This window comes from Petrotoga mexicana DSM 14811, assembly GCF_002895565.1.
In the GTDB taxonomy this organism is placed as follows: Bacteria; Thermotogota; Thermotogae; order Petrotogales; family Petrotogaceae; genus Petrotoga; species Petrotoga mexicana.
The window spans coordinates 19,146-34,020 of sequence record NZ_AZRN01000013.1; the positions used below are offsets into that span (position 1 = coordinate 19,146).

Here is a 14,875-nt window from a genome sequence, read left to right on the forward strand (position 1 = left end):
GGGGACGAAGGGGCGCTATATAAACTTTTATAAGAATAATAAAAAGAGGTGAGATATTATAATGAATGATTTTCCATATTTACCCCATACCCAAAAAGACATAGAAGAAATGTTTGCTTTTTTGGGAATAAAAGATATCGACGAACTTTATCAAGATATTCCAGCACTGTTCAAAGGTGAGTTGAATATCCCTTCGGGTTTGAGCGAAATAGAAGTTAAAGAAAGGTTAACCGATTTATCGCAAATGAATAAAAATATAGAAGAATACGGTATTTTTAGAGGTGCGGGCATTTACAATCATTATATTCCTTCTGTAATATATCCTTTAGCGTCAAACAGGAATTTTTTAACCGCTTATACGCCTTACCAAGCCGAAGTTTCTCAAGGTACCCTCCAAATACTCTATGAGTATCAAACTCAGATCTGCAATCTTACAGGGATGGAAGTTTCTAATTCATCTATGTATGATGGTGCTTCTGCTTTAGGTGAGGCTATTTTAATGGCAAAAAGAATTAATGGCAAAAACCATGTTTTAATGTCAAAATTGGTTCATCCCGAGTATCAAGAAGTGTCAAAAACCTATGTTGAAGTGCAAGGGATGAATATAGAGCAAATCGATTACTTATCTGAAACGGGTCAATTAGATCTAGCTGATTTAACTTCTAAAATCACCGAAGAAACATCTTGTGTTGTAGTTTCATATCCAAACTTTTTAGGTGTAATAGAAGATTTAAAAGCGATAAGAGAAAAGGTTCCTAGCGATGTTGTTTTCATTGTAGTCACCTATCCAATCTCTTTAGGGTTGTTAGAAGCTCCTGGGAAATTTGGGGTGGATATAGTAGTAGGAGAAGGTCAATCTTTAGGGAATACACCTTCATTTGGGGGACCGGGTTTAGGAATCTTTGCTTCCAAAAAAAATTATATCCGAAAGATGCCTGGCAGAATCATTGGAGAAACCGTAGATCAAGACGGTAAAAGAGGATTTTGCATGGTTTTGCAGACAAGAGAACAACATATAAGAAGGGAAAAATCTACTTCCAATATATGTTCAAATCATGCATTCAACGCTCTTTTGGCTTCTTTGTACTTGAATGTGATGGGGAAGCAAGGGATAAGAGAAGTTTCTCTTCAGAATTATCATAAGGCCCATTATTTAGCAAAAAAATTGCTAGAGACTGAAAAATTTAAACCTGTATTTGATGGCCCTTTTTTTAACGAGTTTGTATTAGAAAGTAAAATAGATCCTGAACTTCTCAACGAAAAACTGTTGGAGCAACATTATTTTGGACCTTTGATACTGAAGAACTTTTATGAAGAAATGGGGAATAATGTGCTGTTTTGCGCGACAGAACTGACTAAAAAAAGAGATATCGACTTTTTATGTTCTTTCTTGGAGGGATTGTCATGAAATTGATATTTGAAAAATCAGTTAGCGGGAGAAAGTCATTTTCACTTCCCAAATTGGATGTCAAAGAATCTCAGATAGATATTCCAGAACATTTAGTTAGAAATGAAGCTCCGAATCTACCAGAACTTTACGAAGTTGATATAGTTAGGCACTACAATCAATTAGCCAGTCTAAACCATTCGGTTGATAGAGGTTTTTATCCTTTGGGTTCTTGTACAATGAAATACAATCCTTTTTTGAATGAAGAGGTTGCAGCCTTGAATGGATTCAAATACCTTCATCCCTATCAAGAGGAAAGGACCGTACAAGGTGCGTTGGAATTGATGTATGAATTACAAGAATTTCTCAAAGAGATAACAGGGATGGATCATGTTACCCTACAGCCTGCTGCTGGTGCCCATGGGGAGCTCACAGGAATGCTTGTTATCAAAAAATATCTACAAGAAAATAATTTAGGTCATAAAAATGAGGTTATCATCCCAGATTCCGCCCACGGTACGAATCCGGCATCTGCAGTAATGGCAGGATTTGAAGTAATTAAAGTTAATTCGAATAATGAAGGAAGAGTTGATTTAGATCATTTGAAATCTTTAGTGAATGAAAATACTGCTGCAATTATGCTCACAAACCCAAATACTTTGGGATTGTTTGAAAAAGATATTCTAAAGATATCTGATTTGATGCATAAAAACAACGCCTTGTTGTACTACGATGGAGCGAATTTAAATGCAATAATGGGTAAAGTAAGACCTGGGGATAATGGTTTTGATGTTGTCCATCTAAATCTCCACAAAACATTTTCTACCCCTCATGGAATGGGGGGACCTGGGAGTGGGCCAATAGCGGTAAAATCTTTTTTAAAAGAGTATTTGCCGAAACCTGTTGTGGGTATGAAAGAAAGTGGAGAATATTATTTTGATTACGATATTCCTAAAAGTATTGGAAAAGTACGTAGCTTTTACGGTAATTTCTCGGTACTAGTAAAAGCATATACTTATATATTATCAATGGGCAAAGAAGGTTTAAAGAAGGCAAGTGAGCTAGCCACTTTAAATGCGAATTATTTGAAAGAGAAGTTATCAAAATTTTTAGACGTTGCTTATCCAGATGTCTGTAAGCATGAGTTTGTAATAAAAGGTACTTCGTTGAAAGATTATGGTGTAAGCACATTGGATTTTGCAAAAAGACTTTTAGATTATGGCATGCATCCTCCAACAGTTTATTTTCCTTTGATAGTTGATGAAGCAATGATGATTGAACCAACCGAAACCGAAAGCAAAGAAACATTGGATGAAGTTGCTGCTATATACGAGAAAATCTTAGAAGAAGCCAGAAAGGATTCAGATAAGTTAAAGAAAGCTCCATTGACTTTACCTATCAAAAGATTAGACGAAGTAAAAGCAAACAAAGAACTCAACGTGAAATTTGATTAAATTTTGATAAGTTAAACATATTTATTTTATTTAATATTAGAAAACAGTGAGGCAGAAACACCGATTTACGCCTCACTCTTTTTCTTCCTTTAAACATTCTCCACAAATTCCAAAGAAATTAATTTCAACAGAGTCGATCTTATTGTCTTTTAATTCTTCTTCAGTAAAAGTTTTAAAATTAATTAATTCCTTTTCATCTAAGAAATTTAGTTTATCTAACTCAATATCCTGCACTTTTCCACAATTTTTGCAAATAAAATGAGCATGAGGGGTGATGTTAGAATCGTAATGGATTTTATTTTCAATTAAAATTTCTTTTACTAGTCCAGCGCTTTCAAATAATTTTACAATGTTATACACTGAAGTAAAAGAAATCTGAGTTTCATTACTTTTTACTAACTTTTGATGCAATTCATCAACTGATGGATGTTCGTCAGAGTTAAAAAGCTCAAAGGCCACTTTAAATCTATTTGGAGTAACTTTGATTTTTTTATCTTTTAATATTTTAATTATTCTGTTTTTATCATACTTAATTTCCAACTCTACCACCTTAGTTTAAAGATTCTATTTTTTAATTATAACACAAGATTTTAAAGAAATATATGAATTATAGTGAAATTAACAATAGTGTCAAAAAACAAGTGATATAATAAAAAGGTAGTTTAAAGGGTTGGGAGCGAAGGGTAATGACCTCATATCCTAAGGGGTGCGGAGCGGGGCGAAGGGGCACTAAAGAAAGTTTTAGAATTTCTAAAGGAAGTATAAATAATAAAAGTTTTTTTTAGGAGGGATATAGTGAGTGAGGTAAAAAGAATTGGTTTAATTACCAGTGGTGGAGATGCCCCCGGAATGAACGCTGTTATTAGGGCTGTTACCAGAAGCGCAGTTGTGGAAAATATTGAAGTGTATGGGTTTTTGAGAGGATTCGCTGGAATATTGGATAAAGATTATAAAAAATTTACATATGCAGATGTTGGTGGAATAATGGAAAGAGGGGGAACCGTCTTAAGGACAGCAAGGGTACCAGAATTTAAAGTTCCCGAGGTTAGAAAAAAAGCTGCGGACATATTGAAAGACTTAGGTATAGATGTGTTGGTTATAATTGGAGGAAATGGGAGTCTTACCGGGGGAAAGTTGCTATCAGAAGAACAAGGGATATCTGTCATAGGTGTACCAGCTTCTATAGATAACGATATCGCTTATACAGATATGAGTATTGGTGTTGACACCTGTCTTAACACAGTGGTTGATGCCATGCAAAAGCTAAAAGATACCGCATCTTCCCACGAAAGAGCATTTATTGTTGAAGTTATGGGGAGAACATCTGGATACATAGCGTTGATGTCAGGTCTTGCTATAGGTGCGGAAGCCATAATAATACCAGAAGTTCCCACGGATTACGATGCTTTAGCAGAAAAAATGTGGGATGAAAGAAAAAGGGGTAAGATTAATTCAATAGTCGTTGTTGCGGAAGGATCTGCCAGCGCTTATACAGTTGCCAGACATTTAGAAAATAGAATTGGTTTCGAAACGCGTATAACAATTTTAGGTCATATTCAAAGAGGGGGTTCCCCCACGGCATTCGATAGAATTTTGGCTTCAAGAATGGGAAACGAAGTAGTAAAAGCAATTAAAGACGGAGATTTTGACGTGATGGTGGGCTTGAGTAAAAATGCTTTAATTAGAACACCTCTTGAAAAAGTACTTTCAGAAAATAATACTTTGGATATGGAGATTGTGAAGTTGGCGGGGGTTTTATCATAGGGTATTCAAGGGGTAAACCCCTTGAAAATTCCTAAGGCATGGAATCTAAAAAAGATGTAATTTGGGAAGAAACACCCAAAAGTTCCGCATTTTTTAGGAGGATGGTTATGAACGAAAAAATAGAAAATAAAAAGACGAGAATCGTTTGTACAATTGGTCCAGCTACAGAAGATGAAACAATGATTAAAAAATTAATAAACGCTGGAATGAATGTAGCCAGATTGAATACTTCTCACGATACCATTGTTGATCATGGGAAAAGGGTAAATCTAATAAAGAAGATACGAAAAGAGATGAATATACCTTTTGCTATTTTACTTGATTTAGAAGGTCCTAAGATTCGAACGGGTAGATTTGAGACAGATGAAGTAGTCTTGGAAGAAGATCAAAAATTTATTTTGACAACCGAGGAGATCGTTGGCAATAAAGAAAAGGTGAGTATAAATTATAAAGAATTACCTAAAGAAGTTAAAAAAGGAGATTTTATTCTTCTTGATGATGGAAAGATTCGACTTGTAGTCATTAGCAGCAATGAAAAAGAGATTGTAACAAAGGTTGTAACCGGTGGCGCTATCACCCACAGAAGAGGGATAAACGTTCCTGGAATAGATATCAGCCTACCACCTTTAACAGAAAAAGATATGGAGTATCTGAACAAGGCTGTAGAGTGGAACGTAGATTATATTGCTCAATCTTTTGTTAGGAAAGCTGAAGATATCACTCGAACGAGGAGAATTTTAACCGAATTGGGTATGCCCGATCTCCCTATAATTGCTAAAATTGAGACATTACAAGCTCTAGACAACCTTGAATCGATCATAGAAGAAGCTGATGGAGTGATGGTTGCAAGAGGAGATTTGGGTGTTGAAGCACCTGTCGAGCAAATACCTTTGCTTCAAAAGAGAATTATAGAGATTGCAAACACAATGGCCAAGCCCGCTATAACTGCAACTCAAATGCTTGAAAGTATGGTTAATAATCCGTTCCCTACAAGAGCAGAGGCGACTGATATTGCTAATGCTATATTAGATGGAACGGATGCAGTTATGTTGTCTGAAGAAACATCGATTGGGAAATACCCTGAGCAAGCCGTCAAAGTTATGTCCAATGTGGCAAAGGAAACTGAAAAAATGTTAGAAGAGTACTATTACAAATTCGATTATTCAACATATGGAGGAGGAGATCCTGCTACCAATTCGATAACAATGTCCGCAATAAAAATTGCTGAGCAACTGGGTATCGAAGTTATCGTTGCAACAACTTATAGCGGTTATACGGCAAGAGCTCTTTCCAGATTCAGAAGAAATATGAAAATAGTTGCTGCATCCCCAAGGATAACTACTTATCATCGATTGGCGTTGGTATGGGGAGTCACTCCTGTTATTATGCAAAAGTTTACTGACACGGATAATATGTTGGAGAGCGTTAGCAACATCGTAAAATCTCTAGATTTTGCTGTATCAGGAGAAAATATCATAGTAACGGCTGGAATTCCCTATGGTTTCTCTAGTAAAACTAATCTTTTAAAGGTTCATGAGGTATGATATAATTGATGTATTGGTAAAAATTTATTTTTGAGGTGATTTTTATGAATAGAGCAGATGAATTAACTCCTAAAAAAGTTGTAGAAAAATTGGATAATTATATAATCGGTCAGAAGGAAGCAAAGAAACAGGTTGCTATTGCTTTGAGAAACAGGATTAGACGATTGGCGCTACAAGAAGATGTCAGAAAAGATGTAATACCAAAAAATATTCTGATGATAGGATCTACCGGTGTTGGAAAGACTGAGATTGCTAGAAGGTTAGCAGAAGTTGCTAATGCGCCATTTGTGAAGGTGGAAGCTACAAGGTTTACCGAAGTTGGATATGTTGGGAAGAATGTGGAAAGTATGGTTAGAGAATTGGTTGATTCGTCAGTTAACATGGTAAAGAAGGAAATGATGGAAGAAGTTAGAGATAAAGCTCAAAGGCTTGTAGAAGAAAGAATAGTAGAAGCACTTGTGCCTTCAAAGAAAAAAACAAAGGCTCAACCTTCATTTATGGACATGATGCAACTTTTCAATCAAAGTGCTGAATATTCTCAAAATAAGGGATATGATGAAAAGGAAGACGAAAATATTCGAAGAAGAAGAGAGGAATTGTTAGAAAAGTTAAGAAATGGTGAATTAGAAGATGTTGAGATAGAAATAGAAGTCGAAGAACAATCCACCCCAATGTTTGCTGGATTAGGACCTGAATTAGAAGATATGGGTATACAGTTTGGGGAGATGTTTCAAAATCTTATGCCCAAAAAGAAAAAAAGAAGACGAATGAAGATTTCTGAAGCGAGAAAGGTTTTGGAACCTATTGAATCTGAAAAGTTAATCGATCAAGATAAATTGATACAGGAAGGAATAAGTAGAGCCGAAAATAGTGGCATAATTTTTATTGATGAAATCGATAAGGTTACATCCATGGGAGGGTCCGCGTCTGGGCCAGATGTATCTAGAGAAGGTGTTCAGAGAGATTTGTTACCAATAGTTGAAGGAACAACTGTTGTAACAAAGTATGGTTCCATTAGTACTGATTATATATTGTTTATAGCTGCTGGTGCGTTTAGTGAGGCTAAACCTTCGGATCTAATTCCTGAGCTTCAAGGTAGATTCCCAATTAGAGCAGAATTATCAGATTTGACAAAGGAAGACTTTATTAGAATACTTACCCAGCCAAAAAATGCAATACTGAAACAGTATCAGTACTTACTTCAAACCGATGGGGTGAAAATTGAGTTCACTGAAGATGGCGTTGAAAGAATGGCAGATATTGCCTTTGAGCTTAATGAAAAAGTTGAAAATATTGGAGCAAGAAGACTTTATACCGTAGTCGAAAAAGTTCTTGAAGAGGTTTCTTTTGAAGCACCTGCATCAGGAGAGTGGGAATTGAAAATAGATAGCAATTATGTAGACCTACGGTTGGGTAAGGTATATGGTGATGAAGATCTCAGAGAATATATTCTTTGATGGACAGTATTGAGCTAATAAATTGTATATTTCATTAATATTTTTCGGAAGTGAGGACATATGCGATTAAATGGTTCCAAACTTATAATTATAATAGGTTGTGGAAGGTTGGGTTCCGAGTTAGCTTTGAAATTAAGTAAATCTTACAATGTAGTAGTTCTTGATAAAGAAGAATCGTCTTTTGAAAGATTATCTAAAAGGAATTTTACAGGTTTCACAAGAGTTATTGATACAAGCGATATGGCTGCATTAAAAGATGTGAATATCGAAAAAGCTCACATGGTTTATATTGTAACCCCCGATGACAATTTAAATTTTATGCTGGCCTATGGGATTAAAAAGTTGAATTCGGGAGTAAGAATAGCCGCGAGGGTGAATGATCCTTTAAAAAAATCAATTTTTATAAAGGCTGGATTGAATTTATTTTGCCCTATTGAAGATTCCGTGATGGATTTGGTTGAGGAATTGGAAAAGGAAGTAGTTAAATATGAATAGAATTTTTTATATCATAGAGGGAAAGATATTAGCCTATTCTTTAGCCAAAAAATTACTCTTATTGGGTAATCAAGTTTACTATGTCAGCAAAAATAACGAAAATCTGGAGATTTTAGATGGATTGAAGGTAAATTTTCCTGCTCTTGAACTTGTTAAGCAAGATCCTACCGATATCAAATGGATAGAAAATTTAGATCTAAACAAAAAAGTAGAAGCCTTAATAATAATCTCTGAGGATGATGCATTGAATTTTGTTGTATCTTGGTTGTTGAGAGAATATTATGAAGATATAAAGATAATCTCTTTAGTCAATGCAACAGAAAACGAAACTATTTTTAAGGGAATAAATGTCGAAACACTTGTTCCAATTTCTTGGATGCAAAAAATAATAGAATCTTCTTTGATTCATGAAGATATTACTGATTTCTTTAACCCCTATGTGGACAAGTTATCTATTTTGGAACTTACTATACTTGAAGATGATAAAGCTGTAAATAAAAAACTGAAGGAATTAAAAATACCTGAGAATTCAATAATCGGAGTATTGATAAGAGAAGACGGAGATATAATGGTTCCTCAAGGTGAAACAACCATTTATAAGGGGGATAGGTTGATCGTTTTGGCGCTAAAAGAACAAGTGGACGAAGTGAAAGAAACGTTAAAATCGAGGTGATCTAGTGCCTTCTTACAAATATTTTTTAAAATTAAGGTATAAAACAATTTTTCGAAATACCGGAAATATCATAATAGGTCTTTCTGTCTTAATATTTATAGTGGGTTCTACTGCTCTTATTTATGATTCTTTCAAAAATTTTCTACCATTTTTGATTACAGGGATATTATCCTTTCTTACCGGGGAAATATTTAGGTGTATTGGAAGAGGAGAAAAAAGAAAAGAATTAAATACACAGGACGCTGTCGTCACGGTTTTTTTTGTTTGGACGGTAGCGATTTTTCTATCTTCTTTCCCTTTTGTTTTTTCCGGAGAATTAAATTTTTCACAGGCGGTATTTGAATCGACAAGTGGATGGACAACGACAGGGCTTACGATGTTTTCTGATGTGGAAGTACTACCCCGTTCTATCTTAATATGGAGATCGGTGATGCAATTTATTGGTGGGGCTGGTTTTGCTATAATTACTGTAATCATTGCTGGTACCATGGGGGTTGGTATATATCAAGCAGAAGGAAGAAGTGACAATTTAGTTCCAAATTTGAGAGAATCGGCTAGGATAATTCTTAGAATATATTTAAGTTGGGCGGTTATAGGGGTTTTGCTTTTGATGTTTGTAGGAAAACTTTCTTTTTTTGACGCCTTCAACCATACATTAACAGGATTAGCTACAGGAGGATTTTCCACAAAAAATTTTAGCATTGGTTCTTTTGGTAGCTTGAAGGTAGAAATAATTATCATGTTGCTAATGATTATGGGCGGAACCGGGTTTGGAGTCCATTATGCTGGTATATTAATGATTAGAAATTTTATTAGAAATCGCAGAGACTATCGGTCAAAAAAAATTTCATTACTTGAATTAAGAGAAAAAATCAAATCTGAGCCTTTTTTAAAAAACCCTGAAATTAAGACCATGTTCATAATTTTAGTTATTTCCTTTTTGCTGCTTTTTGCCTTTACAACGGTTGAAATGTACGGAGTTGGAGATGGTTTAGTTCATTCCGCGTTTCAGAGTATCTCTGCTTTAACAGGCACTGGCTTTTCAACAGTAGCTTTTTCACACTGGAATTATTTCGGATTGTTAATTGTGACAATATTGATGATCTTAGGTGGAATGATGGATTCCACATCAGGCGGTTTAAAACTATTCCGGGTTTATATCGCTTTCAAATTGATAATTAACCAGATCAAAGAATTTTTTAAACCCTCTGGAACCACTTTTTACATAGAAGTATATAAAGGGGTATCAAGAAAGAAAATTGATCTAAACTCAATAAAAAATGTTTTAGTGGTTTTTACAATGTATTTTATTACCTATTTTATTGGTGTTTTTATATTGTTGGCTTATGGGTATCCACTTCATAATGCTTTATTTGAGTATGCTTCAACTTTATCTGCTGTTGGACTTTCTACAGGTATTACTTCGAGTCAAGCTCCCGTAGGAGTGATTTGGACGCAAACATTAGGAATGTACTTAGGACGTTTGGAATTTTTCGTCATTATAAATGCAGTTATAAAATTGTTTAAAGATTTGAAAGATATTATTTAAAAAAAATAATCTTTAATACTTGAACGACCCTTTGTTTTTCATACTAAAAAACAAATTTAGGAAAGTAAAAAAACCCGCCATCGATAATTAGGCGGGTTTATATTATCCTTTAACAGAACCGGCAAGTAAACCTCTAACAAAATACCTTCCCAATATGATGTAGACAATGAGTGTGGGAAGGGCAGCTATTAAAGCTCCTGCCATTTGAACGTTCCATTGAACGACTTGACTGCCAGCTAAATTAACTAAAGCTACCGTTATTGGTTGTTTCGTTGGATCACTGGTTATCGTTACTGCAAACAAAAACTCGTTCCATATGTTAGTGAACTGCCATATTATAACGACTACAAAGCCGGGGATGGATATAGGTAAAAGAATCTTTGTATAGGTTTGCCATATGTTTGCACCATCCACAGCTGATGCTTCCACTAATTCGTTTGGAATTTCCTCATAGTAATTTTTAAACATTAAGGTGGTAATCGGTATTCCATATATAACATGTGTTATTATCAAAGCCGGTATCGTCCCATATAAACCTATTGCTTGAAAGAACTGTATAAGTGGAAATAACACGCTCTGATAAGGTATGAACATCCCAAATAGTATGAGGGCAAAAACAGTATTTGAATATTTGAACCTTAATTTTGAAAGAGCAAAACCATTTATTGAACCAATTATTGCAGATATTAGAGTAGCCGGTATCGTAAGGTAAAAACTGTTTTTTAGATTTGGTCCTAATCTCGCAAATGCCTCTTTGAATCCCTCAAAAGATATTTTACTTGGAAGTTTCCACATGTTTGATATAGAAACTTCTTCAAAAGGTTTAAATGACGTGCTTAGAGTAACATAAAAAGGCAGAACATAAAATATTGTGAATAAAGCCAGTATAATATAATAAATTGTAAGGGAAGTTTTATTTGATTTTTCTGCCATTATTTTTCCCCCCTAAATGAGCTGTAAAGATAAGGAACTATAACCGCCGCTACCATTATTAGCATTATGATTGCAATGGCTGATGCGATAGCGTATCTGTTTGATCTGAACATCTGTTCAAACATATAGACAGCAGGCATATCAGTAACGTTGTTAGGTCCACTTCCAGTCATAGCGTATATTAAATCGAATATCTTCAGAGACATGTGTCCTATTACTATCATTGCACTAAGCGTTATTGGTCTTAGCATAGGCATCTTTATTCTCCAGAACAATTGAATACCTGTTGCTCCGTCTACTTGTGCTGCTTCTATCATTTCTTCAGGTATCGCTCTAAGCCCAGCTAAATACATCGCCATTACGTATCCTGACATCTGCCAAGTAGCTGCTATTACCACAGGTATCAACGCTAGATTGAATTTTCCTATCGATTGAGTACTCGTGTACCACATCCATTGTAAGTTCGTCCATCCAAGGTTTTCAAGTAATAAATTGATTCCTTGTGGTGAGGTTGGTATGTTTCCAGGTGCGAATATCCAACCCCAAACCGTACCTGTTACAACAAAAGAAATCGCCATTGGGAATAAAAACAAATTTTGAAAAAAACTCGATCCCTTCAATTGCTTGTCTATAATATTGGCTAAAAATATACCGAGTATTATGCATCCTGCAAGAAAAAATAGGGTAAAAAATAATGTATTCCATAAATCTGTTTGAAATCTGGGGTCCATGAACAACCTTTGATAATTTCTAAATCCTACAAATTTGTATTCTCCACTCAATAATGAGGAGAAACTATTCCAGTTGGAGGTCGAGGTTCTTATCGTTAGAAAAATGAAATAGTAAACAAATATCCCTATGAAAGCTAAAGATGGTAGGATTATAAAAAATCCTGCTCTTGCCTTTTTCTTTTGAACCGACATACATATCTCTCCTTATCGATTGGGTAGGGTATATCGAAAATCTCGGCCCTTACTGGGCCGAGATTAAGTTATTTTAGGTGTTAATCTGTGAGTAGATTTACATCTTCAGCAGCCCATAATATCATTTGTTTTGCTTGGTTAACGTTTTTAGTAGTTACTAAGTTGTTAACGGCATCGTTGAATGACGTGACGAACGCTTCAGGTGCTGCAGAACCGTGAACGATAGATGGTGAAATGATGAGGGTTCTGAAATCCTCTGCTGTTTCTATCAAGTATGGATCGTTTCCTGGATCTGCGTCAATTCTTGCTGGGATAGAACCTTTAATTGGATTAAACACTGATTGAGCCCTTGTAGAAGCCAAGTATTCCAAAAAGATGAGTGCATTTTCTCTATGTGGGGCATTCTTTGGTAACCCGAAGGTATCGGATACTAATACGAACACAGCTTGTGTGCCAGGTAACTCGAACCATCCAAAGTCTTCTCCTGGCGTCCAACCTAAGGTTTTGAAGTATCCTTCTGCCCAGTCACCCATTAAATTGAAAACGGCTTTGTCTTCATATAACAATCTTGCAGCATCTTGCCATGCTAAAGCTGCATGATCTACGTTAACGTAATCCATAAGTTGTACCATTTTTTCTAAAGAACTGTCAAGCCTTTCATCGTTGAACGATAGTTCGCCGTTAAATAAGGCGTTGTAATTTTTAGCTCCAAATTCAGCTACCATAAGATTCTCAACAAGTTGGCCTGCAGGCCATTTGTTTTTATCTCCTAAAGCAAGTGGAGTGTAACCAGCGGCTTTTACTTTTTCTAATGCGTTTATGAATTCATTCCATGTCTCGGGTTCTTTAGTCAAACCTATTTCGTTAAATAACTTCTTGTTGTAGAACACAACGTTGCTTCTATGGACCGTCAGAGGAATGGAATAAACTTCACCTTGATAACTTACTATATCTATTAGACCTTCTGGAAATTTGTCGTATACTCCCCACGCTTTTAGATAGTCTGTTAAAGGTTCCATGAGTCCTGGTATTACGTATGTATCTGTTAATTCCCAACCAGCGTGTACTTGGAATGTATCGGGTGGGTTTCCACCAAGCATTCTTGTTTTTAATACTGCTTTGGCGTTTGTCCCAGCACCTCCGGCAACCGTTGCGTTGATTACTTCAATATCTGGATATAACTCGTTGAAATCTTCAAGAGTTGCTAGCAAAGCTTCTTCTTCTCCTCCACCTGTCCACCAACTGAATATTTCTACTTGCCCACTTTGGGCGAAAATCATGGTGAAACTTAATACACTTAGAAGTACTATACCTACTAACTTTCTCATACTACGCTACCTCCTTTTTGAGAATTCACAATATCTTTGGAAACTCCAAAACTTTCTTTTTCATTTTTGGTTGTTATAAGAGATGCTTTTCTCTTTGTTTAGCAAAAACTGATAGGGAGAAGATACTATGTGTTCGATTGCAATTGAGGCTGCTCCTGACAAAATAGCATCTTCTTTCTTTGAAGCAACTAAAATTTGTGGGATTTCATCGGAAAAGGTATATTGATCGACTATTTTTTTTATTTCTTTAATTACAGAGTTTCCTGCTTTTAAAATTCTTCCACCTACAATTACCGCTTCTGGGTCAATCGTATTTACAAGGTTCACTATTCCTAAGGCTAAAAATTTGCTGATTTCTTCCAAAGCCTTTTTAGTTTCGTCAGACTTTTTTGCTTCATTTAAAATTATCTCCAATGGTAAGTTAAATTCATCGGCCAACCTTGATAAACCTCCAAAACTTTCCAAAGGAATTAAATCTCCAGTTATGACTGTGTGACCTATTTCACCGGCGGAATTAAAAGTTCCTGGATATAATTTTCCGTTTATAATAATTCCTGCGCCAATTCCCGAATCTCCAACAACAAATACATAATTGTTAAATTTTTTTCCATGTCCAAACCACTTTTCACCTAAAACAGCACCGTTTGCATCATTTTCTAGCCATATTGTTTTTTCATAGTGTTCTTCTAACTGTTCAACGAGGGGGTAATCTTTGAGTAATGGAAAAGGATGAACTGATCGTAAAATTCTTTTTTGACTATCTATCAGCCCAGGCATAGCAATACCAATACCCTTAATTTTGTTGAAATCTACTCTGGAGTTATTGATCAATTCATCAATTATTAAAATTAGGTTTTTTAAAACATCAGTCGGTCTTCCATATGAATTTATTTCTTTTTCAATACTCTTAATTTTTTTGCCCTTAAAATTAAATATTCCTGTACGTACTATATTTACCCCAAATTCAATGCCTATAACATAAAAAGCGTTTTCTTTGATTTTTATTAGTTTTCGCTTTCTTCCTAATTTACCATCAACGGTACCAACTTCTTCTACTAAATCCTTGGACATTAATTCGTTTACAATATTTGTTATAGTAGCGTTAGTTAGACCCGTTATTTCTGATATTTCTGATCTTGTGCTTGTTCCTTTAGAATTCAATAATTCTAAAACTACTGTCCTATTACGTTCTTTAACTAATTCAATATTGTATGTTTTATTTGCCATCAGTAAACCCCTTTGTATTTTATTTCTACTCTACTTTCAATTTAAATACTTTTTATTAGAAATGTCAAGTCTAATTATGGCTGATTATAGTTAATTATCAGCATTTAAAAGCGATTATTTGAGAATATCTAAAGAAATCAT

13 protein-coding genes are annotated in these 14,875 nt (G+C 35.0%); 8 read left to right on the plus strand and 5 right to left on the minus strand.

Annotated features, from left to right (window positions below; translation table 11 throughout):
* Positions 1-61: 61 nt before the first annotated feature.
* Both gcvPA and gcvPB read left to right on the plus strand, forming a co-directional pair.
* The gene (gene gcvPA, locus X927_RS04350) at positions 62-1,408 is read left to right on the plus strand and encodes an aminomethyl-transferring glycine dehydrogenase subunit GcvPA (RefSeq protein ID WP_103076879.1); all 1,347 of its coding nucleotides are present in this window, start codon (positions 62-64) and stop codon (positions 1,406-1,408) included.
* Positions 1,405-2,841 (plus strand): aminomethyl-transferring glycine dehydrogenase subunit GcvPB, encoded by a 1,437-nt coding sequence (gcvPB, locus tag X927_RS04355; RefSeq protein ID WP_103076880.1) that lies wholly within the window; start codon positions 1,405-1,407, stop codon positions 2,839-2,841. Before gcvPA ends, gcvPB begins: the two co-directional genes overlap by 4 nt.
* A gap of 72 nt (positions 2,842-2,913) precedes the next feature.
* Here gcvPB and X927_RS04360 read toward each other — a convergent pair whose 3' ends face one another.
* Positions 2,914-3,381 carry a Fur family transcriptional regulator gene (locus X927_RS04360; RefSeq protein ID WP_169925131.1) on the minus strand — a complete coding sequence of 156 codons (468 nt, stop codon included), beginning with the start codon at positions 3,379-3,381 and terminating at the stop codon, positions 2,914-2,916.
* 255 nt (positions 3,382-3,636) lie between these two features.
* Between X927_RS04360 and pfkA the strand changes: the two genes are divergently transcribed.
* The 6 genes from pfkA (at position 3,637) to X927_RS04390 (ending at position 10,323) form a co-directional block, all read left to right on the plus strand.
* Positions 3,637-4,605, plus strand: coding sequence for a 6-phosphofructokinase (gene pfkA / locus X927_RS04365; protein ID WP_103076882.1), 969 nt, complete (start codon positions 3,637-3,639; stop codon positions 4,603-4,605).
* Between the two features lie 107 nt (positions 4,606-4,712).
* Positions 4,713-6,149: a pyruvate kinase gene (gene pyk / locus X927_RS04370; RefSeq protein ID WP_103076923.1), complete on the plus strand. Its 1,437-nt coding sequence runs from the start codon at positions 4,713-4,715 to the stop codon at positions 6,147-6,149.
* A gap of 44 nt (positions 6,150-6,193) precedes the next feature.
* Positions 6,194-7,606: an ATP-dependent protease ATPase subunit HslU gene (hslU, locus tag X927_RS04375; RefSeq protein ID WP_103076883.1), complete on the plus strand. Its 1,413-nt coding sequence runs from the start codon at positions 6,194-6,196 to the stop codon at positions 7,604-7,606.
* Positions 7,607-7,666: 60 nt separating this feature from the next.
* A complete protein-coding gene (locus tag X927_RS04380; protein ID WP_103076884.1) occupies positions 7,667-8,101 on the plus strand; it encodes an NAD(P)-binding protein in 435 nt (144 codons plus the stop codon).
* Entirely contained in the window at positions 8,094-8,774 is a 681-nt protein-coding gene (locus X927_RS04385) for a potassium channel family protein (RefSeq protein ID WP_103076885.1), read from the plus strand. Before X927_RS04380 ends, X927_RS04385 begins: the two co-directional genes overlap by 8 nt.
* Before the next feature lie 4 nt (positions 8,775-8,778).
* The gene (locus X927_RS04390; RefSeq protein ID WP_103076886.1) at positions 8,779-10,323 is read left to right on the plus strand and encodes a TrkH family potassium uptake protein; all 1,545 of its coding nucleotides are present in this window, start codon (positions 8,779-8,781) and stop codon (positions 10,321-10,323) included.
* A 102-nt stretch (positions 10,324-10,425) separates the two neighbouring features.
* On the opposite strand, the gene X927_RS04395 is transcribed toward X927_RS04390, so the two are convergent.
* The 4 genes from X927_RS04395 to X927_RS04410 form a co-directional block, all read right to left on the minus strand.
* Positions 10,426-11,256, minus strand: coding sequence for a carbohydrate ABC transporter permease (locus tag X927_RS04395; RefSeq protein ID WP_103076887.1), 831 nt, complete (start codon positions 11,254-11,256; stop codon positions 10,426-10,428).
* Positions 11,256-12,179: a carbohydrate ABC transporter permease gene (locus tag X927_RS04400; RefSeq protein ID WP_103076888.1), complete on the minus strand. Its 924-nt coding sequence runs from the start codon at positions 12,177-12,179 to the stop codon at positions 11,256-11,258. Before X927_RS04400 ends, X927_RS04395 begins: the two co-directional genes overlap by 1 nt.
* An 80-nt stretch (positions 12,180-12,259) precedes the next feature.
* Positions 12,260-13,507: an extracellular solute-binding protein gene (locus tag X927_RS04405; protein ID WP_103076889.1), complete on the minus strand. Its 1,248-nt coding sequence runs from the start codon at positions 13,505-13,507 to the stop codon at positions 12,260-12,262.
* A gap of 60 nt (positions 13,508-13,567) precedes the next feature.
* Positions 13,568-14,734: an ROK family transcriptional regulator gene (locus X927_RS04410; protein WP_103076890.1), complete on the minus strand. Its 1,167-nt coding sequence runs from the start codon at positions 14,732-14,734 to the stop codon at positions 13,568-13,570.
* Positions 14,735-14,875 lie beyond the last annotated feature (141 nt).

Excerpts from the sequence above, each read along its gene's own strand:
- gcvPA (WP_103076879.1), top strand. The coding sequence starts at position 62 with ATGAATGATTTTCCATATTTACCCCATACCCAAAAAGACATAGAAGAA.
- gcvPB (WP_103076880.1), top strand. The coding sequence starts at position 1,405 with ATGAAATTGATATTTGAAAAATCAGTTAGCGGGAGAAAGTCATTTTCA.
- pyk (WP_103076923.1), top strand. The coding sequence starts at position 4,713 with ATGAACGAAAAAATAGAAAATAAAAAGACGAGAATCGTTTGTACAATT.
- hslU (WP_103076883.1), top strand. The coding sequence starts at position 6,194 with ATGAATAGAGCAGATGAATTAACTCCTAAAAAAGTTGTAGAAAAATTG.
- X927_RS04380 (WP_103076884.1), top strand. The coding sequence starts at position 7,667 with ATGCGATTAAATGGTTCCAAACTTATAATTATAATAGGTTGTGGAAGG.
- X927_RS04385 (WP_103076885.1), top strand. The coding sequence starts at position 8,094 with ATGAATAGAATTTTTTATATCATAGAGGGAAAGATATTAGCCTATTCT.
- X927_RS04395 (WP_103076887.1), bottom strand. The coding sequence starts at position 11,256 with ATGGCAGAAAAATCAAATAAAACTTCCCTTACAATTTATTATATTATA.
- X927_RS04400 (WP_103076888.1), bottom strand. The coding sequence starts at position 12,179 with ATGTCGGTTCAAAAGAAAAAGGCAAGAGCAGGATTTTTTATAATCCTA.
- X927_RS04405 (WP_103076889.1), bottom strand. The coding sequence starts at position 13,507 with ATGAGAAAGTTAGTAGGTATAGTACTTCTAAGTGTATTAAGTTTCACC.
- X927_RS04410 (WP_103076890.1), bottom strand. The coding sequence starts at position 14,734 with ATGGCAAATAAAACATACAATATTGAATTAGTTAAAGAACGTAATAGG.